The following is a 24383-nucleotide window of genomic DNA, read 5'->3' as shown; positions in this document are numbered from 1 at the left end:
TATTTTTGGGGCCGCTGCGCGCCCCAGCGGGAGCAAGCTCCCTCGCCACAGGACCGTGGTGTTCTTGAAATCCCACAGGATCAGAGTTGCTCCCACGGCTTCTGCCATATGGTTATGCGTTTTTAATATTTAAACTAACGTTCTTATACCTTTAAAGTCATTCTCCTGCGTACCTGCCGACCAATCGGCGCGCCGCACGACACAAACCAACACGGTAACGCCGTGAGTTTTGATCGACCGCGCGCCATTTGAGCGCGCCGTGCGTGGGAGTGATGTATGCCAGCCGTCTCTTTTTCTCCAGATTCAAATGCCGCGAACATCGCGCCGCAGTCGTTCGAAGTCCGTCCATTCAGCGATGCGGTCGGTGCCGAGATCGTCGGTCTGGACCTGTCCCAGCCGATCAGCGACCAGGATTTCGGCCGTATCCACCGCGCGCACCTGGACTATCACGTCGTGGTGTTCCGCGATCAGCGCATCGCCCCCGAACAGCAGATCGCTTTCAGCCGCCGGTTTGGCGTGTTGCAAATCCATGTGCTCAAGCAGTTCCTGCTGGCCGGGCATCCCGAGATTCTCATCGTCTCCAACATCGTCGAGAACGGCCAATCCATCGGCCTTGGGGACGCCGGAAAATTCTGGCATTCGGACCTTTCCTATAAAGAACTGCCCAGCCTCGGCTCGATGCTCCACGCCCAGGAGCTGCCGAGCGAAGGCGGCGACACGCTGTTCGCCGACATGCACAAGGCCTGGGACGGTTTGCCCGAAACGCTGCGTAAAGCGGTCGAGGGCCGTTCGGCGGCGCATTCCTACACGGCGCGCTACAGCGAAACCAAATTCGAAGGCAACTGGCGCCCGACGTTGACGCCTGAACAACTGGCCCAGGTCGCCGAAGTCGTGCATCCGATCGTTCGCACGCACCCGGAAACCGGGCGCAAGGCGTTGTTCGTCAGCGAGGGCTTCACCACCCGCATCGTTGGGCTGCCGGAGGATGAAAGCCAAGCCATCCTGGCCGAGCTGTATACCCACAGCGTGTTGCCTCAAAACATCTATCGCCATCAATGGCAGCCCCATGACTTGGTGTTCTGGGACAACCGCTCGCTGATCCATTTGGCCGCCGGTTGCCCGAGCCATCTGCGCCGCAAGCTGTATCGCACCACCATCCAGGGCGACGCCCCTTACTGATCGGCTGCGCAGCGCGCAAAGAGCCCGGAGACTCATCATGTCCAAACGCATCGCTTTTGCACCGCTGGCCGCCGCCATCGGCCTGGGCTTCAGCTTGCTGGCCGGCAGCCTGGTCGCGCCGGCCAGCGCCCAGGCCGAGGGCGAGATTCGCATCGCCGAGCAGTTCGGCATCGTTTACCTGTTGCTGAACGTGGTCCGCGACCAGCAACTGATCGAGAAACACGGCAAAGAGGAAGGCATCGACATCAAGGTCGATTGGACTCAGCTGTCCGGCGGCGCGGCGGTCAACGATGCGTTGCTGTCGGGCTCCATCGACATTGCCGGGGCGGGCGTCGGGCCGTTGTTGACGGTGTGGGACCGCACCCGTGGCAAGCAGAACGTCAAGGCCGTGGCCTCGTTGGGCAACTTTCCCTACTACCTGCTGAGCAACAACCCTAACGTCAAGACCATCGCCGACTTCACCGAGAAAGACCGTATCGCGGTGCCGGCGGTGGGTGTTTCGGTGCAGTCGCGTTTGCTGCAATACGCCGCCGCGAAACAGTGGGGCGACAAGAACTTCAATCGTCTCGACAAGTACACCTTGGCGGTTCCGCACCCAGACGCCACGGCGGCGTTGATTGCCGGCGGCACCGAGTTGACCGGGCACTTTTCCAACCCGCCGTTCCAGGACCAGGCCCTGCAAAACCCCAACGTGCACGTGGTGCTCAATTCCTATGACGTGCTCGGGCCGAATTCGCCCACAGTGCTGTTCGCCACCGAGAAATTTCGCGATGAAAACCCCAAGACCTACAAGGCCTTCGTCGAGGCGCTGACTGAAGCGGCCGAGTTTGCCCAGAAGGACAAAGGCGCCGCGGCGGACACCTACCTGCGGGTGACCAAGGCCAAGATCGACCGAGCGACCTTGCTGAAGATCATCGACAACCCGCAGATCGAATTCACCGTCACCCCGAAAAACACCTACCCGCTGGCGGAATTCCTCTACCGCGTCGGCGCCATCAAGAACAAGCCCGCGTCGTGGCAAGACTATTTCTTCCAAGACGCCAAACCGTTGCAGGGGAGCTGATTGTCATGAACGCGCCATTGCAAGGCCACGCGGCCAGCAACCCTACCCGCACCGACACAGCAGTGTTGTCGGTGGATAACGTCAGCCTGGAATACCGCACCCCACAGCGTGTGGTACGAGCTACCCATCAGGTGAGTTTTGAAGTCGACCCGGCGGACCGTTTTGTCTTGCTCGGCCCTTCCGGGTGCGGCAAGTCCACGCTGCTCAAGGCCATTGGCGGTTTCATCGCGCCGTGCGAAGGCGAGATTCGCCTGCAAGGTCAAACCGTCCGCGTACCGGGGCCGGACCGGATCGTGGTGTTCCAGGAGTTCGACCAATTGCCGCCGTGGAAAACCGTCAAGCAGAACGTGATGTTCGCGCTGCTGGCGTCGGGCACGCTCAAGCGTCGCGAGGCCGAGGAGCGGGCGCTGCATTACCTCGACAAAGTGGGCCTGGCAGCGTTTGCCGATGCCTACCCCCACACGTTGTCCGGTGGCATGAAGGCCCGCGTTGCCATTGCTCGAGCACTGGCGATGCAACCGAAGATCCTGCTGATGGACGAGCCCTTCGCGGCCCTCGATGCTCTGACGCGACGCAAGATGCAGGAAGAATTGCTGCTGCTCTGGGAGGAGGTGCGTTTCACCCTGCTGTTTGTCACCCATTCCATCGAAGAAGCGCTGGTGGTGGGTAATCGTATTTTGCTGCTGTCACCACATCCGGGGCGGGTGAGGGCGGAAATCCACAGCCATCAATACGATTTGCACAGCCTCGGCGGCGTGGGGTTCCAGCACACGGCGCGGCGGATTCATTCGCTGCTGTTTAACGAAGGTCAGCCGCCTGAAACCGAGCGTGAGCTGGATTTCACTGACATCCGCATCGCGTATTGAGGGGGAGCGTTCCATGAGCCAGTTATCGCCTGCGCGCGAAGAGTACGAAGTCGACCTGCAACCGCTGACCCACGTGCCGCTGGAGCGGGAACTGCCCTTGGGCCAGCGCCTCTGGCAACAGGGTTGGCTGCGCAAAAGTATGATCCTGTTGCTGCTGGCGCTGGTGTGGGAGGGCGTGGCGCGTTACCAGAACAACGACCTGCTGCTGCCGAGCTTCTTGCAGACCGCCAGCGCGTTGTACGACGGTATGCTCAGCGGTGAGCTGCTGGGCAAGGTGTGGATTTCCCTGGTGGTGCTGCTCAAGGGCTATTTGCTGGGCATCGTCCTGGCGTTTGGCTTGACCACCTTGGCGGTGTCGACCCAGTTGGGCCGCGACCTGCTCAGCACCCTGACGTCGATGTTCAACCCTTTGCCTGCCATCGCGCTATTGCCGTTGGCGCTGCTGTGGTTTGGCCTGGGACAGAACAGCCTGATATTCGTGTTGGTGCATTCGGTGCTGTGGGCGCTGGCGTTGAACATGTATGCGGGGTTTCTCGGTGTGTCGGAAACGCTGCGCATGGCGGGGCGCAACTACGGGCTCAAGGGCCTGCGCTTTGTCTTGTTCATCCTGATCCCGGCGGCGCTGCCGTCGATCCTCGCCGGGCTGAAGATCGGCTGGGCCTTCGCCTGGCGCACCCTGATCGCCGCCGAACTGGTGTTCGGCGCCACCAGCGGCAAGGGCGGCCTGGGCTGGTACATCTTCCAGAACCGCAACGAGCTGTACACCGACAAGGTCTTTGCCGGGTTGGCGGTGGTGATCCTGATCGGTCTGCTGGTGGAAAATCTGGTGTTCGACAGTTTGGAGCGGGTGACGGTGAAGCGTTGGGGGATGCAGCGGTAGCCGCGCTTGAACACTACCCCGTGGCGAGGGAGCTCGCTCCCGCTGGCCTGCAAAGCAGGCCCCCGGCATTTCCCAAGGTCTACCGCGTTGCCTGGTTTTGCGACTGCTGCGCAGCCGAGCGGGAGCAAGCTCCCTCGCCACAACTGTGTTCGGCTTGGGTTTCAAGCACTCCAGACGGTGGATTTTATTTATCGCTGCCCGGCCCGTTAGCTCAGTAAATCCCCTTCCATTTCCTTTAGACTGGCCGCCCTCAAGCAAGCCTTCAGGACATGGAATGCCAACCTCTCCCAGCACCCTTCGCAAAGCCTTGGTCGTTTGGTTGTACGCGGCGGCCGTGGCGCATCTGCTCGCCGGCCTCACGCTGACGTGGGCCGGTCACTCTGGCTTGCTCGACGGCTACCTGAATACCATCGAACTGGCTTTCTGGGGGGGCGACGCGGTACCCGGCACGGCCCGTGCGCAACAAGTCTGGTGGCTGGCCTTGTTCGGTGCCACGTTGCAGAGCTATGCGCTGTACATGCTTGCCCTCGTGCACATCGGCAATCGATTCAAAAGTGCATTGCCCTGGGGCTGGCTGATTGTTGGCATCTTGCTGTGGGCGCCCCAGGACATGCTGATCTCCGCCCAAGCCCGAGTCTGGTCGCACCTGTGGTTCGACAGCTTCGCACTGCTCGTTTTACTGCCGCCGCTGTTCTGGCTCTATCGCCACGACCGCCGCACTTCCCTGACTGACAACGCGCCGAGTGATTCCAACCATGGCTGATTTTTCACTGCTGGATTGGGCGATCGCCCTGCTGATTGCCCAGGCCATCCTCGGTGCGCTGGACACCCTCTATCATCACGAACTTACCGTCGCCTTGCCCTATCGCCACAGTGCGCGGCTGGAGCTCTCGATCCACGCCTTGCGCTCGTGTTTCTACGGGATCCTGTTCCTGGGCATGGCGCATCTGGCCTTCGAAGGCACCTGGGCGATTGTCATTGCGCTGCTGTTCGCCCTGGAGATTTGCCTGACGCTGTGGGATTTCGTGGTCGAGGACCGTAGCCGCAAGTTGCCGGCCATCGAGCGCATCATGCACACCGTGCTGGCGGTCAACGGTGGGGCCTTCTTCGCGCTGTACGGCGTGCAACTGGCGCAGTGGGCGAGCCTGCCGACCGGCCTGAGCGGGATCGACCTCGGCTGGCGCGGCTGGCTGCTGACCCTGTTCGCCATCGGCGTCACGGCTTCGGGGATTCGCGACGGCTTGGCGGCCCTGCGCATGCAACGCGCGGGCACGCCCGCCAACCCGTTTGCCGGTGGCACCTACAAGCGAGTGCTAGTCACGGGGGGCACCGGGTTTATCGGCGAGACCCTGGTCAATCAATTGCTCGACGCCGGGCACACGGTCAGCGTGTTGGCCCGTGATCCGTTGAAAGCGGCCTATCTGTTTGATGGCCGCGCCCGCTGCCTGCGTTCGCTGGGCAAACTGGGTCATGACGAAACCTTCGATGTGGTGATCAACCTGGCGGGCGCGCCGGTGGCCGGGCCGCGCTGGAGTGCCAAGCGCCAAGCGCAACTCATCGCCAGCCGGGTCAACACCACCGAAGCCTTGATAGCCTGGTTGAAAAACGCCCGGCACAAACCGGCGTTGTGGGTCCAGGCCTCGGCCGTCGGTTTCTACGGTGTGCGTGATGCCAGTGAAAGCCTCGATGAAAGTGCCGCCCAAGGCGATGGCTTCATGGCTGAACTCTGTGTGCGCTGGGAGGCGTCGGCCCGGCCGGCCACGGAACTGGGTGTGCGGCAGGTGGTGATGCGCCTGGGCGTGGTGTTCGGCCCGGGCGGTGCGTTGCTGCCTTTGCTGATTCCGTTTCGCCTGGGGTTCGGCGGGCGGATGGGCGATGGTCGGCAGATCATGAGTTGGGTGCATCGCGACGACGTGATCCAAGTGATCGCCCGAGCCTTCGACGACGAAAGCCTGAGCGGAACCTACAACCTGGTGGCGCCGGAAACGGTCACCCAAGCGCTGTTCGCTGAAAGCGTCGGCAAGATTCTCAAGCGTCCGGTGTGGTTCCACATTCCTGCCGCGCCGGTGCGCGCCTTGGCAGGCGAGATGGCCCAATTGTTTTTCGACGGCCAGCGCGTGGTGCCCAATCGTCTGGTCGAGGCAGGCTATACGTTCCGTTACCCAACGCTCGATGCCGCCCTGCGCGACCTGGCCTGAGGATCGTCCATGAGCAAGCCCCGGATTTACCTGCTGGCCGGCAACGGCAGTGCCGCCGATTGGTGGGACGACGCATTGCCGCACTTTCAACACCACGACGTGGTGCCGCTGGAACTGCCCGGCTTCGGCGACAACCCCCAAGCCCCTTGTGAAGACCTCGCGGCCTACGCCCAGGCGTTGCTGGCGGCGACGGTCCGGGGCAGCGCGATCATGGCGGTCGGGGTTAATGCCTTGCTGGTGCTGCACGCTTTGCAACGACGACCGGGGCATTTTTGCCGCAGTGTGTTGCTGGCGCCGGTGGGTGCGTTTTTATGGCAGCGGCGGTTGCCGGCGTTGATGTCGCCGCTGCCGATTCGCAAGAGCATTCACTGGTTGCTGGCGAACAAGCCGGCGCTGTTTGCCCACAAGTTTTCCAGCCAGGCCTGGACGCCCGCGCAATACCAGCGCATGGGCGCCGGCTATGCTCGCTGCCGGGCCTTTGTGCCGCACTGGGATCTGGTGCGCGCCGACACCGCGTTGCCGTTGCTGGAGTGGATCACCGATCCGGTCGAACTGGTCTGGGGCGATCTGGACAAGGTACTGGGCGTCGCGCAAGCGGCAGCCTGGTCCGCCATTCTTGCCCGCGCCGATTTGACCATCAGCCTGAAAACCGGCTGGGGCCACTACCCGTGGATCGATTCACCGGCTGAATACGCGGCGTGGCTGGAGTCCGGCGAGCGTGGCTTCGTCGCGCACACCAAGGGCGGCCGCTTGCGTCTGGCAGCACTGGCTGGGCAGCCGGTGCCTGCGGCGCTGTCGCTCAATGACTTTGATGATCCGCGCTTGCCGGGCTTCCTGAAGGGCCAGCCGGACGCTATCTGGGCGGTGCGTTCCTCCAGTTACGGCGAGGACCAGGCCGATGCGGCGAACGCCGGCTTGAGCACCACGTTCCTTCGCGAACCGACGCACAACGTGCCGGCGCGGATTGCCGAGTTGAGTGCGGCGGGTGTCGAAGAAGTGGTGGTGCAGCGTTTCATCACGCCACGGCTGTCCGGTATTGCGTTCGTGCGCCATCTGTCAGTCGAGCTCGAATGGGTCGAAGGGCATCTGGAGTCGTTGGCCGACGGCCAGGTGAGCCCCGAGCGCGCGGTTATCTCCCGTCTTGGCGCGTCATGGAACAGCGGCACGTTCAAGCCAGTCCACGGCCTGACCGCCGACGCGCTGTGGCGGTTTCTCCAAGGCGTACTGCGGGTCTTTCACTACGTGCCTGGCGACGTCGAATGGGCTTGGGACGGCACCCAATTGTGGCTGCTGCAATACCGACCCATCAGCGACTACGGCTGGCGCCGGCACCTGACCGCCGCCAACATCGCCGAGATCCTGCCGCCGCAACCCAGCGTTCTGGTGGAGTACGCCCAGCGCCGCGCGGCGTCGAGCATTCCGGCGATCATGGCGCGTTGGGATTCACGGGTGTTGCAGGACAACGAGCCTTTCACGGCGGTGTTCGGTGGCGCTTCGTATATCAACAACGACCTGTTTCTTGCCCGGCTGGCCGATTGGGGCATCAGCGCCAGCAGCTACGCTGGCGAGGTTGGCGGCGCGACCCCGCACCTGCCTTGGCAACCACTGCGCCTGCTGCGGTCGCTGCCGTTGTTCTTGCGCATGCAACGCATCGCTCGTGGGCATTTGCTGACACTGGAAAACGGTTTGCGACGTTTTGACCGAGAGCTGCACGAACTGACCGGACAAGGCGCCGACGGCCAGCAACTGGCCGACTGGTTTACTCGCTTCTACGTGTTTGTGGTGCAAGGCAACCTGTGCATCGCCAGCGCTTTGGCCAGCAGCGGCGGCGACTGGCTGGGACGGCCACCGACCGCTTATGACAATCTTGAACACAGCCCTCATCGGCTGCCGTGGGAAACCGATCCGGCCACGCCACGCCCGACGCCAACCGAGCTGCCCTTGCAGGCATTCCCACAATGGCCGTTAGCGATTCGCCTGGCTCACGGGGCCGGTTTGCCGGGGTTGCGCGGTTATTACTTGCAGGTGCGCGAGTGGTATCGCGACAACCTGATGCGGATTTTCTTCCGCCTGCACCACGCCATGCCGAGCGTTGACCGTGCGCGCTGGTTTGCACCGCACCCGGACATCCGCAGCCGCGACGGCAGCTTCTGGCAGGACGGTCGTGAAGGCACCGAACAGGCGAGCGGCTTCCTGATCTACCCGGGCCAGGCCCAGGGCATTCTGGGCGAGCACATCCTGCTGGAAGACACTCTGGACCCTGGCCGCCACGCCCACTACCAAAGTGCCCGCGCGGTGATCGCGCGCATGGGCGGCCGCCTGTCCCACGGCTCGACGCTGCTGCGTGAACTGCGCAAACCGTCGGCGGTGCTGCCTCAGGTGGATGTGGGGTGGGTCGGGCGTGAGGTGGTGTATTGCGATGGGGTGTTGAGGTTGGTGGATTAGGCCGCGCGATGATCTGTCGATCACAGAACCTGTGGCGAGGGAGCTTGCTCCCGCTGGGTTGCGCAGCAACCCCAAGCAATTTGAATGCGATCTGCCTGACACACCGAGGCGCCAGGATTGGGGACTGCTGCGCAGTCCAGCGGGAGCAAGCTCCCTCGCCACGGTGTGCTCGGCTCCCAGGGACTAGACTGCAGGAATAGAGCCCAGCCATCCGTCCATGACCAGGAGTCCCGCATGGAATCCCCGATCCATACGCTGCCCGCGTTATTCAAACAACTCGGTCTGCCCGACGACGCCGTCAGCATCGATCAATTCATCGCCAGCCATTCGCCGCTCAAACCCGAATTGCACCTGTCTGATGCCTTCTTCTGGAGCGAGGGCCAGCGGCAATTGCTGCGCGACGAGATTCTTGAAGACGCCGACTGGGCGTTGGTGGTGGATCAGCTTGACGTGCTGTTGCGTAAGGGACGCACCGAGTGAGTTCCCATCCTTGAAGTTAGTTATTCCTGTATCGAATTAATAAATAGCTTCTTATTCCTTAAACAATATAAATCTCCTCCTTATACTCGTCCGGGAACAGACACGCAGGAGAGCAACCCATGCGCAACGAATCGATTCGCTACCTGATTGTGCCGGGCTGGCAAGGATCGCCGGAAAACCATTGGCAGACCCATTGGCAGCGCAGCCTGCCCAATAGTGCCCGGGTCGAGCAGGCCGACTGGCTGACGCCTCGGCGTGAAGACTGGGTCGCCGCGCTGGCCGAGGCCATCGCCGCCGACAGCACGCCGGTGATTCTCATAGCCCACAGCCTGGGTTGCATCACGGTGGCCCATTGGGCAGCGACCGCGCCGGTGCAGTTTCTGCGGCAGGTTCGTGGGGCATTGCTGGTGGCGCCGGCGGATGTGGAGCGGCCATCCTGTGCCCCGGCGCTGCGCAATTTTGCGCCGATTCCTACCGATCCGCTGCCGTTTCCCAGCCAAGTGGTCAGCTCCGACAATGACGCAGCGGTGAGTGCCGCGCGTGCTGTGGAGCTGGCGCGCAATTGGGGAGCGGAGGCCGGTATCCTGGCCGGAGCGGGGCACATCAACGTGAAGTCCGGCCACCAGCGCTGGGAGCAGGGCTTCGCTTATCTCTATCGCTTGCAAAGCCGCATGGAGCACCACGCCCTGCGTCGCGCCTGAATTTTTTAGCGCCCCCCGTCTCCCGGCGGTTTGGGGCGGGAGCCTGCCATGAGCCTGCATGAAACCGTCGGCCAGCCCTTGCTGACCTTTCCCGATGCGGAAAAAAGCCCCCTGAGTATCCGCGCCAAGGCGCTGGTGTTCGTCGACCCGCGTTCGCGGCAATTGCGTCAGGAACTGGAAGAACTGGCACCGCGCTCGGTCGCGGTGTTGATTCGGGGCGAAACCGGTACCGGCAAGGAGTTGCTGGCCCGGCACATCCATCGCGAGAGCAATCGCCCAGGACTGTTCGTCTCGGTCAATTGCGGCGCCATCAGCCCGACTTATGCCGACGCCGAGTTGTTCGGCTACGCCGTCGGCAATCACAGCAGTTCGGCCAGCAGCCGGGCCGGATGGTTCGGTTCAGCCAATGGCGGCACGCTTTACCTGGATGAGATCGGAGACCTGCCGTTGCCCATCCAGGTCAAATTGCTGGCAGCCCTGGAAAACCATGAGGTCACCCGCGTGGGTGCTCATCAGCCCAACCCGGTGGACGTGCGCCTGGTGGCGGCCACCAGTATCGATCTGGCGCAAGCGGTGGCCGCCGGGAAATTCCATGAGCGGCTTTATCACTACTTGAGCGAGGGCCGGCTCGAGCTACCGGCCTTGCGCGAAAGGGTGGGCGATATCCTGTCTCTGGCCGAGTACTTCCTGGGCATTTATAGCCATCGCCTCGGCCTCTGCGTGCCGCTGATCAGCGAAGCGGCGCAACAGGCACTTGAACGGCACAGTTGGCCGGGCAATACCCGAGAGTTGGAAAACGTGATTCATTTTGCGTTGTTGGTGAGTACGGGGAATTACATATCGCCGGAACATCTCAACTTGCCCCAGGTAATGGATCCCTTGGCAGCGATACAGCAGAAGGTTCTTGCATTAATCGAATCGGGCGACCCTCAGGGTGTCAAGCGATTGAAGGAGTGGGTCGCGGGTCTTTGATGCATAAGCTGGACGTGCTGAGTTTATATAACCCTGGCGGTGTATGCGGTTAGGGTTTTATTATGTAGACGTTAAAGGTATTGTTTGGATTCTATTATGTTGGTGTCTGATTTATATATTGTTATATAAATAATATGTGTGATTTTAGAGCTTGATTGCAGGCCTGCTGTGATTGTTAATTGAATGGCGCAAGCAGGGTGGCTGGCCGAATATGAGGTGCAGCCATAACGATATTCAATTAAGTAATCTCCGAGGTTTAAAATGACATTTGAAACTACTGTGCCCGCATGGGATCGTTTGAAAAATTTTAAGATCATCGCCCTGTCGGCTGCTCATCGAGTGTATAGAAACGGCTATCAACAACTGCCGGTGAGGGTATACGTCGAGGTCGAGAATCCAGTGACCCACGCAAGTGTCGCACTGACCCAGGCCGAGCTGGATTCTATTGTTTTGATTGAACCATTAGGTGGGGTAGAGTTGGTTCGAGACGCAAGCTGGGCACCAGCGACGACATGGCAGTACAGTGAACTAAAGGACAGTCGTTTCCTGGAGCCTACCTTTATTGATGGGCCTGTCCCGGACGTGATGCCAACGGGCCCCTATGTTTATACAAAGGATTTCTATATCAGGACCGGCTCGCGCTCAGGGATTACGGTGCAGCCTCGCATAACGCGAGCGGACGGAAAAACATTTCAAATGGGCGAGTGGGATTCCACCTATAGGACGCTTCGACTGCAGCCAGTCGATCCCATTGTCTATCGTGCTGATCAATATAGTCTACCTGCCGCTTCTTACGATAATTTCAGTCAAATTGGCGATATTCGTAAGGTCACGGTTTTTAAGCTAAACCTGATAGTGGACCAGCGGCAGATAGGATTCGTATCGGGTTCTGATATGCCGGCACATCTTAGAGTAACCAGCTCGAACCGTGAGTATTCAGGTTATTACCTTGTTGGATACGAGCACGGTAGACGTATGCGAACGGGCGGAATAGTGCAATGGGATATGCCGGATGTTTGGGGGCGGTCTGCAAGCCTGCCGTCAAGTGTTGTGTTTGTGCTCGTCTATGGGAGGCGAGGTGGAAGGGTAGACGTCCGGACCCCTACTCCCGATACCGTTGTGAACGTGCGCGACAGCTATGGGAATCGTCAACGACTGACCTTGCGGCTGACCGAGTCCGCAGGCACGCCGGATGTGTCGATCATATTTGCTCGAGGGCCGGACGATGAATAACTCATCTTCGGCGTTGGGGCGGCTGACCTCGGCGGCGTTCAAGTTTGACAGTTTTGTCCGTTCGGGCGTGGATCCCCGTACAGGTAGTTATAGCTGCAGTGTGGCGCTGGATGCGGCGCCGGCTGAAGGAGGCGACCGCCCCAAAATATCGGTTACGCTTTCCTATGATTTCTTCAATGATCAGAGTCTTGGTTTAGGGAAAGGTTGGTTCTTGCGCACCTGCCACTATGACCAATCGCGCAAGAAATTGACATTGACGAACGGAGAGACTTACCCGCTGTGGATCCACGGCGATGAGGCCTATCTCTATGATAAAAAAATTGAAAACTTAAGCGTCACTGTGAGGGGCAATGATCTGACCATTGTTCATGCCGATGGAAGAATTGAAGTTCTTTCGCGCTTGAATGCTGGAGATAATGAGTGGCTGCTGACGAAGGAGTATTGTCCTGATGGCAGGGAGACGCTTTATGAATATAATCGGGCGTCAGGACGGCGACAACTGCTGGCGGTCCTTCACCAGAATCGCCGTGTATTGCAGGTTGACTATGCGCTAGATAAACCGGGGCGGCCGACAATTATCGTATGGCCGGACATTGCCTCAAAAACCATCGAATATCAGTTTGTAATCGGGAACGGGGAGCTCGAAGAACTCCACTTGATTACCGCGGAGAAAAAGACGCTGAGGTGGCGCTTTCTATATTCAAACAGTGATCGTTTCCGGGTAATGAGTGAAGTACAGCAGCCGAATGGCGTTCGGGAGAGCCTTGTATATAAGGCTAAGGGGCACCGGCTACCAACCGGGGCGCCGGTGTCCGATTTACCCTATGTCACTGAATCGATCATTTATCCCGGCGACGGGCAGCCGCGGATGTCCACTAGATATGTGTATTCCGGCACCAATTTCCTAGGGGCTGGTTCGACGCTTCGTTGGTCGGCTGAACGTGATGTGCTTTATAGGGAAAGGGGGAACTACGAGTATTACAGCGTTCAGACCCAGACGACCCGAGATGTAAACGGTCCAGAAGTCACAACTCGAACTATTCGTACCTACAACCGCTTTCATTCGCTGATTTCGCAGCGAACTGTCTGCGGTAATACGATACAACTGCGAAGCATCCGTTATCACGACAGGGCTGGCAAAGCTTTTGACGAGCAGCCGCATGATTTCCAATTACCGAGCGAGGTGTGCGACTCTTTTTTTACGACAAAAGACTTGAATAATGTCAGAACTGAGATCACCCGCACCTCCTACGATAAGCACGGGAATTTGCTGGAGAAAACCAGCCCGTGCGGTGCGCGCGAGATCTACGAATACTACCCTGGGCAAGGGAGCGCGGATTGTCCAGCCAGCCCTATACGTGTGCCGTATTTTCTGAAACAGAAGACCATTGTTCCCGCTCCTGACTTCGCCGCCGCGCCTACGACGGTGGTTCGTTATACCTACAGCGAGTCGCCGTCACTGCTTGCGGGTCGCCATTGTGTCCGGCTCGCCAGCGAAACACTCTATGAAGATGGCGTCAGCGAGCCGCGAGTAGATTGTCGATTGCGGTATACCAACAACACTCGTGATTTCTTTCATGGACGCCTGCAAAGCAAGGTGGAAACCGTGGGCGGTGTCCGCAGTGAGCACCGTTATGCGTACCGGCACGAAAACGGCAACGTTCGCACCGACCAGACTTTTGTGGCTCAAGGCGTGAGCCATCTGCGGCAAGATTGGCATGACGAATGTGGTTGGCTGGTCAAGACCCGTGAGTCCGGTGGCAATACCGTCAGCATGGAATACGATTCGTTGGGGCAACTGATCTGTGAAACGGTAATGCCCGATACCGGCCGGGCAGCGTCTCGTCAGTTCAGCTATCAGGCGGCTACGGGCGTTGATCGGTTTGTCACCGTGACCATGACGGACTCCCGCGGAGGCCGCACAATTACCCGCAGCGACGGACTTGACCGCACCCTGCGCGTCGAGAAGCAGGACGTCGATATGCCCGGCGCGCCCATGCGCGTCATTTACGAAGCGCAATACGACGGCCTCGGTCGCCTGAGGTCAGATACGCAAACCGATTGGTTCAATGGCGAGCCCAAAACACTGGACACCCGCTATCACTATGATGAATGGGGCCATCAGCACCGGAGCATTCGTTACGCGCAAGTGATCGTTCATGATGAAATCGACCCGGTAGCGCGCACTCGTACCGAGTGGGTGGAAGGTGCTGGCAAGACTCGAACGTTCATTAACGCTCTGGAGAAACCGTCGCGCGTCGAACGTGTGGACCTGTCGGGCGTCGTTCGAGAGGTTACCGCCTATGAATACGATGGCTTGGGACGGTGTATCAAACAAACGGCGTCCGATGGTGCGGTTACCCGCTATACCTATGACTTGGCCGGCCGCGTGCTGAGTACGACTCTACCCGACGGTACCGTGGTGGAGAAAAAATACGCGGCGCAGAGCCAGGGCGATTATCCCACTCAAATCAGCGCAAACGGCTATGTCGTGGGGAGTCGTACCTATGATGGGCTGATGCGAATCACCGGCAATCAGTGCGGCGGTCGCGCCGAGCAGATGAGCTATGCCGGTTCAAGCAGGAACGCTTCGCACAAGCGCACGGCTGCCGGAAAGGAGTTGGTGTTCACCCTGGACCCCTTGCTTGATGATCGCGTCACCAGCCGTTCCGGCAGCCAAGCGCCCGTTGCGACCAAGCATAGATTTGATCCGCATACCGGCTTGCTCCAGGAGTCAGCCAATTCATTGGTGCAGCGCCGCATGGAATATTGTCCTTCCGGTCGGCTCAGCCGGGAATCCTGGGTCACCGCACTTGACCGGTTCGAGAGTGAACAGACCTATTCATTGATGGGTAAGCCGATTTGCCATACCGACGTCAATGGCACGGCACGCACCTGCCGTTATGACGGAGCGGGACGCCCATCGCAAATTACGCAAGGCCCAGTTGCTGGCTCTGCTCAGGAATGCGTCACCGTGACCTACTTGTACGACGCCCAAGAGCAGGTCAAGAGCATCACCGTCAACGATCCTCGATCGGGCCGTTCGATGGTCACCGATCTGGTATACGACGAATTCGGCCGCGAAATCCTTCGGCGCTCCTCGTCCCAGGGAACTGACGTCGTCGAGGTGATCCAGTCGTTTGGCCCGGGCGATAAGCTCAGCCAACGCACGCTCAAGGCCAACGGGGTCCGGCGTGTCGAGACGTTTGCCTATGACTTGCGGGGGCGGTTGACGCATTACACCTGCCAAGGCCAGCAGGCGCCGGTGGACGCCCAAGGTAAAGTCATCGTTTCGCAGAATTACACCTATGACTATCTCGATAACATCCGTCAGGTTGTTACGCGTTTCGCGGGCGGCGAGAACACTGCCACGTATCGATATGACCTGCCTGACAAAACGCAACTGAGCGCTGTTACCCACAGTCATCCCGCCTATGTGTCAGCCAATTCCACCTTCCGATACGACGACGACGGCAACTTGCTCAACGACTCACTGGGTCGCACGTTGATCTACGACGAATTGGGCCGTCTGGAGCGCGTAGGTTCGGCTGACGCCAGGTCGACATTGGCGAGCTATCGATACGATGCATCGGATCGGATTCATGCTGTTGAATGGGGAAGGCAGAAGTGGTGCCGGCGGTTCTACCAAGAAGAAAACTTATGCAGTGAGTTAACGCAGGAGGGCGGCCGCAGCATCCTGCGCGAGGGACAACAGTTGCTGGCCGTGTCGCAGGACCAGGAGACAACATTGTTCAGGACTGACGGTTGCGGCAACGTCTTTCAGGCACTCTCTGGTAGCGGCAACACTCACCACGCCTATTCGCCATACGGGCAGCGTCCGGTGACAGATGGCTTGGGCAGTCTGTTCGGTTTCGGTGGCGAACCGCAGGATCCGGTGACCGGCTGTTACCTGCTTGGCAATGGCTATCGGGCCTACGATCCGGTACTGATGCGTTTCCATAGGCCCGACAGTTGGAGCCCGTTCGATGGCGGTGGCCTGAACCCCTATGCCTATTGTCTCGCAGACCCGATCAATCTTATTGATCCGACCGGTCATGTTTCCACTTGGGGCTGGATCAAGATCGGTCTTACCGCTGCTTTCGCGATTGCTTCCGTTGCGTTCACCATTGTGACGCTTGGCGCATCCGCTCCCTTGGTTGGGGTGTCGTTTTCGGCCGCAGCGGCATTGACCCTGGAGGTGGTGTCGGGTGCGGCATCGATTGCGTCGATCGTGCTGGAGGAGGCGGCTCCGGACGCCGTCGCCACGCAGATCCTGGGTTACGCCAGTATTGCGTTGGGCGTTATGTCCGGCGGCGCTTCCCTGACGGGGAAATTGCTCGGCAAAGGCACATCAGTCGCTTTGCAGAAAACCATCGACTCCCTCGGTGACGTCGTGACATTGGGCCGCAGCAACGCTTTGCGTGGGACGCGGGTTGGCGGTTCCGCCAAGTCTGCGAGCCCGTTGATCCGAGGCGCAGGGCAGCGCAACCTGATTGGCTTGCAAAACGATCTTGGAAACGTGCTCACGGCCAAGGATGTGGTGGGCTACGCCAATTATCCCGTCAAAGCCGCCACGTATGCGATTGACAGAGACAAGTACATTGAAAAGGCCCAAGGGTATTTCCAACAAATGCAGGAGTGGGCCGGCAATCTTCAGGGCGGTGAAGCGCCCGATGACATTTACGGCAACGTCAGGAAGCGAGGCTCGGACATCCGATTTGCATGACGAAGGTACGTCCGTATGTTTTGGGCATATTCAATATTGATATATGTATTTCCATAAAAGATATTGTTAAGGCATAAAAAATATCGGTATCTTCCGCATCACGCCAGCGATAGCACTTCGCTGGCACTCTACTTTGACCGTCGTCCATGACGACCGTGATATTCGATAAGGACACTGCATGAAAAAGGTTCTGTTGTTCACCGCATTGGCGGCAGCCCTGACCTCGGGCCTGGCCCAGGCGGCGGAGAAACTGGTTGTCGCGGCCACGCCGGTGCCCCACGCTGAAATTCTCGAGCTGATCAAGCCGGCCCTGGCCAAAGAAGGCGTGGATCTGGAAATCAAGGTGTTCACCGACTACGTCCAACCCAACGTACAGGTTGATCAGAAGCGCCTGGACGCCAACTACTTCCAGACCCTGCCTTACCTCAAGAGCTTCAATGAAGGCAAAGGCACCAACCTGGTAACCGTGATCGGCGTGCACGTCGAACCGTTTGGCGGCTACTCGAAGAAAGTCAAAAGCCTGTCCGAGTTGAAAGACGGCGCAACCATCGCCATCCCCAACGAAGGCAGCAACAGCGGCCGCGCTTTGATCCTGCTGCAGAAGGCTGGCCTGATTACACTCAAAGATCCGAAAAACGCCCTGGCAACGCCGAAAGACATCGCCGAGAACCCTAAGAACTTCAAGTTCAAGGAATTGGAATCGGCTATGCTGCCGCGCGTTCTGGATCAAGTTGACCTGGACATGATCAACACCAACTACGCCTTGGAAGCGGGCCTGAACCCGGCCAAGGATGCCTTGGTAATCGAGGGGGCGGATTCGCCATACGTGAACTTCCTGGTGGCCCGTCCTGACAACAAGAACAGCCCGGCCATGCAGAAACTCGCCAAGGCCTTGACCAGCCCTGAAGTGAAGGCGTTCATCGAGAAGAAATACAGTGGCGCGGTGTTGCCGGCGTTCTGATTCACCGGATAATTCTTTCGCAGTTCCCAACGCCGACGGCTGATACAGCGTCGGCGTTATCGTTCCCACGCGCCGCGTGGGAATGCCTCCAGGGACGCTCCGCCTCCAGTGAAACGGTGTCAGCGCCAGCTAGTCCGGCCAATGCCACGCCGGCTCATCCAACGCCCGCTGCCCGACTATTCCGGTCTGTCCCAGCTCCTTCTCCAACACGATGCAATTGCAGTGCTCATCCTGCTCCAATGCGGCGATCAGGCGCGTGGCATGGGAAACGACCCACACTTGGCAATTTGCCGAAGCGCGGACAATCAATCGCGCCAAGGCTGGTAGCAGGTCCGGGTGCAGGCTGGTTTCCGGTTCGTTGAGCACCATCAGCGAGGGTGGTCGCGGTGTGAGCAACGCGGCCACCAGCAACAGGTAGCGCAGGGTTCCGTCCGACAGTTCGGCGGCGGACAGCGGCCGCAGGAGGCCATGTTGCTGGAATGCAATGGCAAAACGTCCGCCATGGAGTTTGTCGATGTGCAATCGGGCGCCGGGAAAGGCATCGCCGATGGCGGCATGCAGGGCTTCGGAGTCGCCTATTTCAAGGATCGTTTGCAGCGCTGCGGCCAGGTCGCGTCCATCGTGATGCAGCACCGGGGTGCGCGTGCCCAGTTGCGGTTGGCGCACCGGGGCGTCGGCGTCGCTGCGAAAGTGGTCGTAGAAGCGCCAGCGACGGATGAACTCACGCATCTGCAACACTTCCGGCGAAGCCCGCAGGCTGCCGACCTGGTCGAACAGGCTGTCAAAGGTCGGCGTGTGTTGAGACAGGACGTCCCAGGAGCGACTTTCGCGGGCGCGAACCATCGGTCCGTTACGGTCCACCAACAGGCTGGCGGGGCGAAAGACCGGACCGGCCCAGATACATTCCCGCTTGATTTCAGGGTCCAGTGAAAACGCCGAACTGCTGGGCGCGGGCAGGCCCAGGGAAATCGAATAGCTGAAGTCCTCACCAGCGAATCCCAAGCGCAGGCGCTTGGTGCCCTGGCGCACGGTCGCCTGGACAGGTACTTCGCCGCTGCGCATGCGTCGGCTGATTTCTTCCGGCCCGGCCCAGAAGGTTGAATCCAGTCCGCCTTCACGAGCCAGCGCGTTGACCACGCCGCCCTGTGCCGTCTCGGCGAGCAGGCGCAATGCGCGATACAGATTGGATTTGCCACTGCCGTTGGGCCCAGTGATCAGGTTCAATCGGCCCAGTGGAATGACCAACTTATTGATGGACCGGTAGTTGGCCACCGCCAGGGTCTTGAGCATGCGAATTCCTTTCTTGCATGGATGTCAGAGACGAGTCTGCCTCATTGCCGTGCATTCGGTGAACCCTGTTCTAAGCTCACAGTCGTATCGTCACTGGCACGTCCGTACAACGCAAAGGAGTCTGCATGGCTGGTCCCGGAATCACATTGATTGTTGGCTTGGGCGTGTGTGCGTTGTTGGCGGGATGTGGTGACAAGAAACCCGAGGACAAAGCCCTGCCACGGGTGTTCATCCAGCAAGCCACGCCCACTGAATACGCTGCCTCGGTAACGCTGACCGGCGATGTCCAGGCCCGCGTGCAAGCCGACCTGTCGTTTCGTGTGGGCGGCAAGATCATCGAGCGCAAGGTCGATGTCGGGGACCGGGTCTCGGCCCGGCAGGTACTGGCCCGGCTCGATCCGCGCGACTTGCAGACCAATGTCGACTCTGCCCAGGCCCAGGTGGCCGCCGAGCAGGCGCGGGTCAAGCAGAGCGCGGCGGCGTTCGTGCGCCAGCAAAAACTCCTGCCCAAGGGCTACACCAGCCAGAGCGAATTCGACGCGGCCCAGGCGCAGTTGCGCAGCAGCCAGAGCGCGCTGACGGCGGCCCAGGCGCAACTGGCCAACGCCCGTGAACAGCTGAGCTATACCGCGCTGATCGCCGAGGCGCCAGGCATCATTACCGCGCGCCAGGCTGAGGTCGGCCAAGTGGTGCAGGCGACGGAACCGATCTTCAGCCTGGCCCGGGATGGCGAGCGCGACGCCGTTTTCAACATCTACGAATCGCTGCTGAGCGAGCCGCCGTCGGACGCTGCGATTACCATCAGCTTGCTGGATAACCCGGCAATCAAGACCACCGGTGCCGTGCGCGAGATCACCCCGGCGGTATCCGCCGAGACGGGCACGGTGCAGGTTAAGGTGACCCTCGACAATTTGCCCGAAGGCATGCGCCTGGGGTCGGTGGTCAGCGCCACCGCCAAGTCCGCCGGCAAGACTGCCGTCGAGTTGCCATGGTCGGCATTGACCAAGAACCTCAGCGAGCCGGCCGTGTGGCTGGTGGATGGCGAAGGCAAGGCACAGTTGCATACGGTCACGGTCGGTCGCTACCTGACCGGCAAAGTCATCATCAGTGACGGGCTCAAGGGCGGCGAGAAAGTGGTTACCGCTGGCGGCCAACTGCTGCACCCTGGCGTGCGCGTCGAGATTGCTGAAAATACCTATGAAAAATCCACGCCGGGAGCCCAGCCATGAAGCGCTTGTGGATAGTCTCGGCAGGCCTGCTGCTCGCCGCCTGTTCGAAGGAAGAGGCGCCGCCGGAGCCGGTGCGACCGGTGTTGTCCGTTGAGGTCCGGGCCCTCGACCAGCAGGCCCTCGGCCGATTCGCCGGGAATATCCAGGCGCGCTACGAGACCAATATGGGCTTTCGCGTGCCAGGACGGATCGCCAGCCGCAACGTCGACGTTGGCGCCGAAGTGAAGAAGGGTGACCTGCTCGCGACCCTCGACCCCACCGACCAGCAGAACCAATTGCGCGCCGCCCAAGGCGACCTGGCGCGAATCGAAGCGCAATACATCAATGCCCAGGCCAATGCCCGTCGCCAGCAACAGTTGTTCGACCGTGGCGTCGGCGCCCAGGCGCAACTGGACATCGCCCAGACCGACCTGAAGACCACCGCCGCCTCCCTGGAGCAGGCCCGGGCCGCGGTCGAACAAGCCCGCGACCAGCTCAACTACAGCGAACTGCATACCGACCACGATGCGGTCGTCACGGCCTGGAATGCCGAGGCCGGGCAAGTGGTGACCGCCGGCCAGCAAGTGGTGACGCTGGCTCGTCCAGATATCAAGGAGGCGGTGATCGACCTGCCGGCTGGATTGGCTGAGCGCCTGCCTGAAGACGTGGTCTTCGAAGTCGCCGCGCAACTGGACCCGGCGACCCGCACCACCGCCATCGTGCGCGAGATCGAACCCCAGGCCCAGAGCGCCACCCGCACCCGTCGCGCGCGCCTGACGTTGACCGACACGCCGCCGGGCTTTCGCCTCGGCACGGCCATCAGCGTGACCCTGAGTTCAGCCATCGAGCCGCGCATCGAGCTGCCGCTCACCGCGCTGCAAGAGGTCGACGGCAAGGCGCGAATTTGGCTGATCAACCCGCAGGACCAGACGGTCTCGCCACGCGAAGTACAAATTCTCGAACGCTCGGCTGATTCAGTGTTGGTGGCTAACGGCATCAAGCCCGGCGACCGCGTGGTCAGCGCCGGCGTGAACAGTCTCAAGCCAGGGCAGAAAGTGAAACTCGACGAGGAAGCACGATGAAAGGGCCTTTCAACCTATCCGAATGGGCCCTGCGGCATCAGTCGTTCGTGTGGTACCTGATGTTCGTCGCGTTGCTGATGGGCGTGTTCTCCTACATGAACCTGGGCCGCGAGGAAGACCCGTCGTTCACTATCAAGACCATGGTCATTCAGACTCGCTGGCCCGGCGCGACCCAGGAGGAAACCCTCGAACAGGTCACCGACCGCATCGAGAAAAAACTCGAAGAACTCGACTCCCTCGATTACGTGAAGAGTTACACCCGGCCGGGGGAATCGACGGTGTTCGTCTACCTGCGCGATACCACCGGAGCCAAGGAAATCCCTGAGATCTGGTACCAGGTCCGCAAGAAGATCAACGACATTCGCGGCGATTTTCCCCAAGGGTTGCAAGGCCCGGGATTCAACGACGAGTTCGGCGACGTGTACGGTTCGGTGTATGCCTTCACTGGCGACGGCCTGTCGATGCGCCAGTTGCGCGACTACGTTGAGCAAGTGCGCGCCGAGATCCGCGACGTGCCCGGTCTGGGCAAGGTGGAAATGGTCGGCGAACAGGACGAAGTGCTGTACCTGAACTTCTCCACGCGCAAACTCGCGGCCCTGGGCATCGATCAGCGCCAGGTGGTGCAGAGCCTGCAATCGCAGAATGCGGTGACCCCGGCCGGGGTGATCGACGCCGGGCCGGAACGGATTTCCGTGCGCACGTCGGGACAGTTCCAGTCGGAGAAGGACCTGGCCAACGTCAACCTGCGGCTCAATGACCGGTTCTATCGCCTTGCTGATATTGCTGACATCCGCCGTGGCTACGTCGATCCCGCGACGCCGATGTTCCGCTTCAACGGCACGCCGGCCATCGGCCTTGCCATCGCCATGAAGAAGGGCGGCAACATCCAGGACTTCGGCAAGGCCCTGCATGCGCGGATGAACGAACTGACCGCTGACTTGCCCGTGGGCGTCGGCGTGCACACGGTGTCGGATCAGGCCGAAGTGGTGGAGGAGGCCGTCGGCGGTTTCACCAGCGCCTTGTTCGAGGCGGTGGTCATTGTCCTGGTCGTCAGTTTCATCAGCCTCGGCATACGGGCCGGCCTGGTGGTGGCCTGCTCGATCCCGTTGGTGTTGGCGATGGTGTTCGTGTTCATGGAATACAGCGGCATCACCATGCAGCGGATATCCCTCGGTGCGCTGATCATTGCCCTCGGCTTGCTGGTGGATGACGCGATGATCACCGTGGAAATGATGGTCACGCGCCTGGAAAAAGGTGACAGCAAGGAACAGGCCGCCACCTTCGCCTACACCTCGACCGCATTCCCGATGCTCACCGGGACCCTGGTGACCGTGGCCGGTTTCGTGCCCATTGGCCTGAATGCCAGTTCCGCCGGCGAGTACACCTTCACTCTGTTCGCGGTCATCGCCGTGGCGATGCTGGTGTCCTGGATTGTCGCGGTGCTGTTCGCCCCGGTCATCGGCGTGCATATCCTCAGCACCAACATCAAACCCCACAGCGCCGAGCCGGGGCGTATCGGTCGGGCGTTCAACGGCGGCTTGTTGTGGGCGATGCGCAATCGCTGGTGGGCTATCGGCATCACGGTGCTGCTGTTCGTGCTGGCGGTGTTTTGCATGCGCTTTGTGCAGAATCAGTTTTTTCCGTCTTCGGACCGGCCGGAGATCCTGGTGGACCTCAACCTGCCGCAGAACGCCTCGATGGACGAGACCCGTAAAGCGGTCGACCGCCTGGAAGCGACCCTCAAGGATGACCCGGACGTGGCGCGCTGGAGCACTTACATCGGCGAAGGCGCGATCCGCTTTTACCTGCCGCTGGACCAGCAACTGCAGAACCCGTACTACGCGCAACTGGTGATCGTCAGCAAGGGCCTGGAGTCACGCGCGGCCCTTACCGAACGCTTGCAGAAGCGCTTGCGCGACGATTTCGTCGGCATCGGCAGCTACGTGCAAGCCCTGGAAATGGGGCCGCCGGTGGGCCGGCCGATCCAATACCGCGTCAGCGGCAAGGACATCGACCAGGTGCGCAAGCACGCCATCGAACTGGCCACCGAGCTGGACAAGAACTCGCACATCGGCGAAATCATCTACGACTGGAACGAGCCGGGCAAAGTGCTGCGCATCGACATCGCCCAGGACAAGGCAAGGCAACTGGGGTTGTCTTCGGATGACGTGGCCCGGCTGATGAACAGCATCGTCAGCGGTTCGCCGGTAACCCAGGTCAACGACGACATCTACCTGATCAATGTGGTCGGTCGTGCCGAAGACGCCGAACGCGGTTCGCCGGAAACCCTGCAGAATCTGCAAATCGTTACTCCCGGCGGCACGTCGATCCCGCTGCTGGCATTTGCCACGGTGCGTTATGAATTGGAGCAGCCGCTGGTCTGGCGTCGCGACCGCAAGCCGACCATTACCATCAAGGCCGCCGTGCGCGATGAAATCCAGCCGACGGACCTGGTGCGGCAACTGCAACCGGACATCGACAAGTTCGCTGCCAAATTGCCGGTGGGCTACAAGGTCGCCACCGGCGGCACGGTGGAGGAAAGCAGCAAGGCCCAGGGGCCGATCGCCAGCGTGGTGCCGCTGATGCTGTTCCTGATGGCGACGTTCCTGATGATCCAGTTGCACAGCGTGCAGAAGCTGTTCCTGGTGGCCAGCGTCGCGCCGTTGGGTCTGATCGGCGTGGTCCTGGCGCTGGTGCCGACGGGCACGCCCATGGGCTTCGTGGCGATCCTCGGCATCCTCGCGCTGATCGGCATTATCATTCGCAACTCGGTGATCCTCGTGACCCAGATCGATGAGTATGAACGTGACGGCTACGAACCCTGGGATGCGGTGGTGGAAGCGACCGAGCACCGGCGCCGGCCGATCCTGTTGACGGCGGCTGCGGCGAGCCTGGGGATGATTCCGATTGCCCGGGAAGTGTTTTGGGGCCCAATGGCGTACGCGATGATTGGCGGGATTATCATTGCCACCCTGCTGACATTGCTGTTCCTGCCGGCGCTCTATGTAGCCTGGTACAAGATTCGCGAGCCCAAGCGCGATTGAAGCGGCTTCATGCGTTGCCCTTGTGGCGAGGGAGCTTGCTCCCGCTGGGCCGCAA

The 24383-nt window shown here is 60.5% G+C and carries 16 protein-coding genes and 1 pseudogene; 16 read left to right on the top strand and 1 reads right to left on the bottom strand.

The window, feature by feature from the left end; genetic code table 11:
- Positions 1–276 precede the first annotated feature (276 nt).
- The 13 genes and pseudogenes from J3P82_RS24910 (at position 277) to J3P82_RS24850 (ending at position 17704) form a co-directional block, all read left to right on the top strand.
- Entirely contained in the window at positions 277–1179 is a 903-nt protein-coding gene (locus J3P82_RS24910; RefSeq protein WP_434559404.1) for a TauD/TfdA dioxygenase family protein, read from the top strand.
- A gap of 37 nt (positions 1180–1216) precedes the next feature.
- A complete protein-coding gene (locus tag J3P82_RS24905; RefSeq protein ID WP_434559402.1) occupies positions 1217–2242 on the top strand; it encodes an ABC transporter substrate-binding protein in 1026 nt (341 codons plus the stop codon).
- 33 nt (positions 2243–2275) lie between these two features.
- Positions 2276–3108, top strand: a pseudogene (locus J3P82_RS24900) (ABC transporter ATP-binding protein); the annotation flags it as partial.
- Between the two features lie 13 nt (positions 3109–3121).
- Positions 3122–3988, top strand: coding sequence for an ABC transporter permease (locus tag J3P82_RS24895; RefSeq protein ID WP_434559400.1), 867 nt, complete (start codon positions 3122–3124; stop codon positions 3986–3988).
- 274 nt (positions 3989–4262) lie between these two features.
- Entirely contained in the window at positions 4263–4751 is a 489-nt protein-coding gene (locus J3P82_RS24890) for a cell division protein (RefSeq protein ID WP_434559398.1), read from the top strand.
- On the top strand, positions 4744–6186 hold the full coding sequence (locus J3P82_RS24885) for a TIGR01777 family oxidoreductase (protein WP_434559396.1): 1443 nt from the start codon (positions 4744–4746) through the stop codon (positions 6184–6186). The genes J3P82_RS24890 and J3P82_RS24885 overlap by 8 nt, the downstream gene beginning before the upstream one ends.
- Positions 6187–6195: 9 nt before the next feature.
- Positions 6196–8631 (top strand): alpha/beta hydrolase, encoded by a 2436-nt coding sequence (locus J3P82_RS24880; RefSeq protein WP_434559394.1) that lies wholly within the window; start codon positions 6196–6198, stop codon positions 8629–8631.
- A 234-nt stretch (positions 8632–8865) separates the two neighbouring features.
- Positions 8866–9111 (top strand): DUF2789 domain-containing protein, encoded by a 246-nt coding sequence (locus tag J3P82_RS24875; protein WP_434559392.1) that lies wholly within the window; start codon positions 8866–8868, stop codon positions 9109–9111.
- Positions 9112–9230: 119 nt separating this feature from the next.
- Positions 9231–9812 carry an alpha/beta hydrolase gene (locus tag J3P82_RS24870; protein ID WP_434559390.1) on the top strand — a complete coding sequence of 194 codons (582 nt, stop codon included), beginning with the start codon at positions 9231–9233 and terminating at the stop codon, positions 9810–9812.
- Between the two features lie 48 nt (positions 9813–9860).
- Positions 9861–10784: a sigma 54-interacting transcriptional regulator gene (locus J3P82_RS24865; protein ID WP_434559388.1), complete on the top strand. Its 924-nt coding sequence runs from the start codon at positions 9861–9863 to the stop codon at positions 10782–10784.
- Positions 10785–11045: 261 nt separating this feature from the next.
- Positions 11046–12017 (top strand): hypothetical protein, encoded by a 972-nt coding sequence (locus tag J3P82_RS24860; RefSeq protein WP_434559386.1) that lies wholly within the window; start codon positions 11046–11048, stop codon positions 12015–12017.
- Entirely contained in the window at positions 12010–16743 is a 4734-nt protein-coding gene (locus J3P82_RS24855; RefSeq protein WP_434559384.1) for an RHS repeat domain-containing protein, read from the top strand. The genes J3P82_RS24860 and J3P82_RS24855 overlap by 8 nt, the downstream gene beginning before the upstream one ends.
- Before the next feature lie 178 nt (positions 16744–16921).
- Positions 16922–17704: a MetQ/NlpA family ABC transporter substrate-binding protein gene (locus J3P82_RS24850; RefSeq protein WP_434559382.1), complete on the top strand. Its 783-nt coding sequence runs from the start codon at positions 16922–16924 to the stop codon at positions 17702–17704.
- Positions 17705–17833: 129 nt separating this feature from the next.
- On the opposite strand, the gene J3P82_RS24845 is transcribed toward J3P82_RS24850, so the two are convergent.
- Complete coding sequence (locus J3P82_RS24845; protein ID WP_434559380.1) at positions 17834–18994, bottom strand: AAA family ATPase; 1161 nt, start codon at positions 18992–18994, stop codon at positions 17834–17836.
- Between the two features lie 125 nt (positions 18995–19119).
- On the opposite strand from J3P82_RS24845, the gene J3P82_RS24840 reads away from it, so the two are divergent.
- Genes J3P82_RS24840 through J3P82_RS24830 form a run of 3 tightly spaced genes read left to right on the top strand, consistent with a single transcriptional unit; the run spans position 19120 to position 24328 of the window.
- Positions 19120–20223 carry an efflux RND transporter periplasmic adaptor subunit gene (locus J3P82_RS24840; protein WP_434559378.1) on the top strand — a complete coding sequence of 368 codons (1104 nt, stop codon included), beginning with the start codon at positions 19120–19122 and terminating at the stop codon, positions 20221–20223.
- The gene (locus J3P82_RS24835) at positions 20220–21284 is read left to right on the top strand and encodes an efflux RND transporter periplasmic adaptor subunit (protein WP_434559376.1); all 1065 of its coding nucleotides are present in this window, start codon (positions 20220–20222) and stop codon (positions 21282–21284) included. The genes J3P82_RS24840 and J3P82_RS24835 overlap by 4 nt, the downstream gene beginning before the upstream one ends.
- The gene (locus J3P82_RS24830) at positions 21281–24328 is read left to right on the top strand and encodes an efflux RND transporter permease subunit (protein WP_434559374.1); all 3048 of its coding nucleotides are present in this window, start codon (positions 21281–21283) and stop codon (positions 24326–24328) included. The genes J3P82_RS24835 and J3P82_RS24830 overlap by 4 nt, the downstream gene beginning before the upstream one ends.
- Positions 24329–24383: the final 55 nt, after the last annotated feature.

The organism is Pseudomonas sp. Z4-20 (assembly GCF_051131955.1).
In the GTDB taxonomy this organism is placed as follows: Bacteria; Pseudomonadota; Gammaproteobacteria; order Pseudomonadales; family Pseudomonadaceae; genus Aquipseudomonas; species Aquipseudomonas marvdashtae.
The sequence above is the reverse complement of the archived record's forward strand: the minus strand, read 5'-3'. Positions and strand labels throughout refer to the sequence as shown.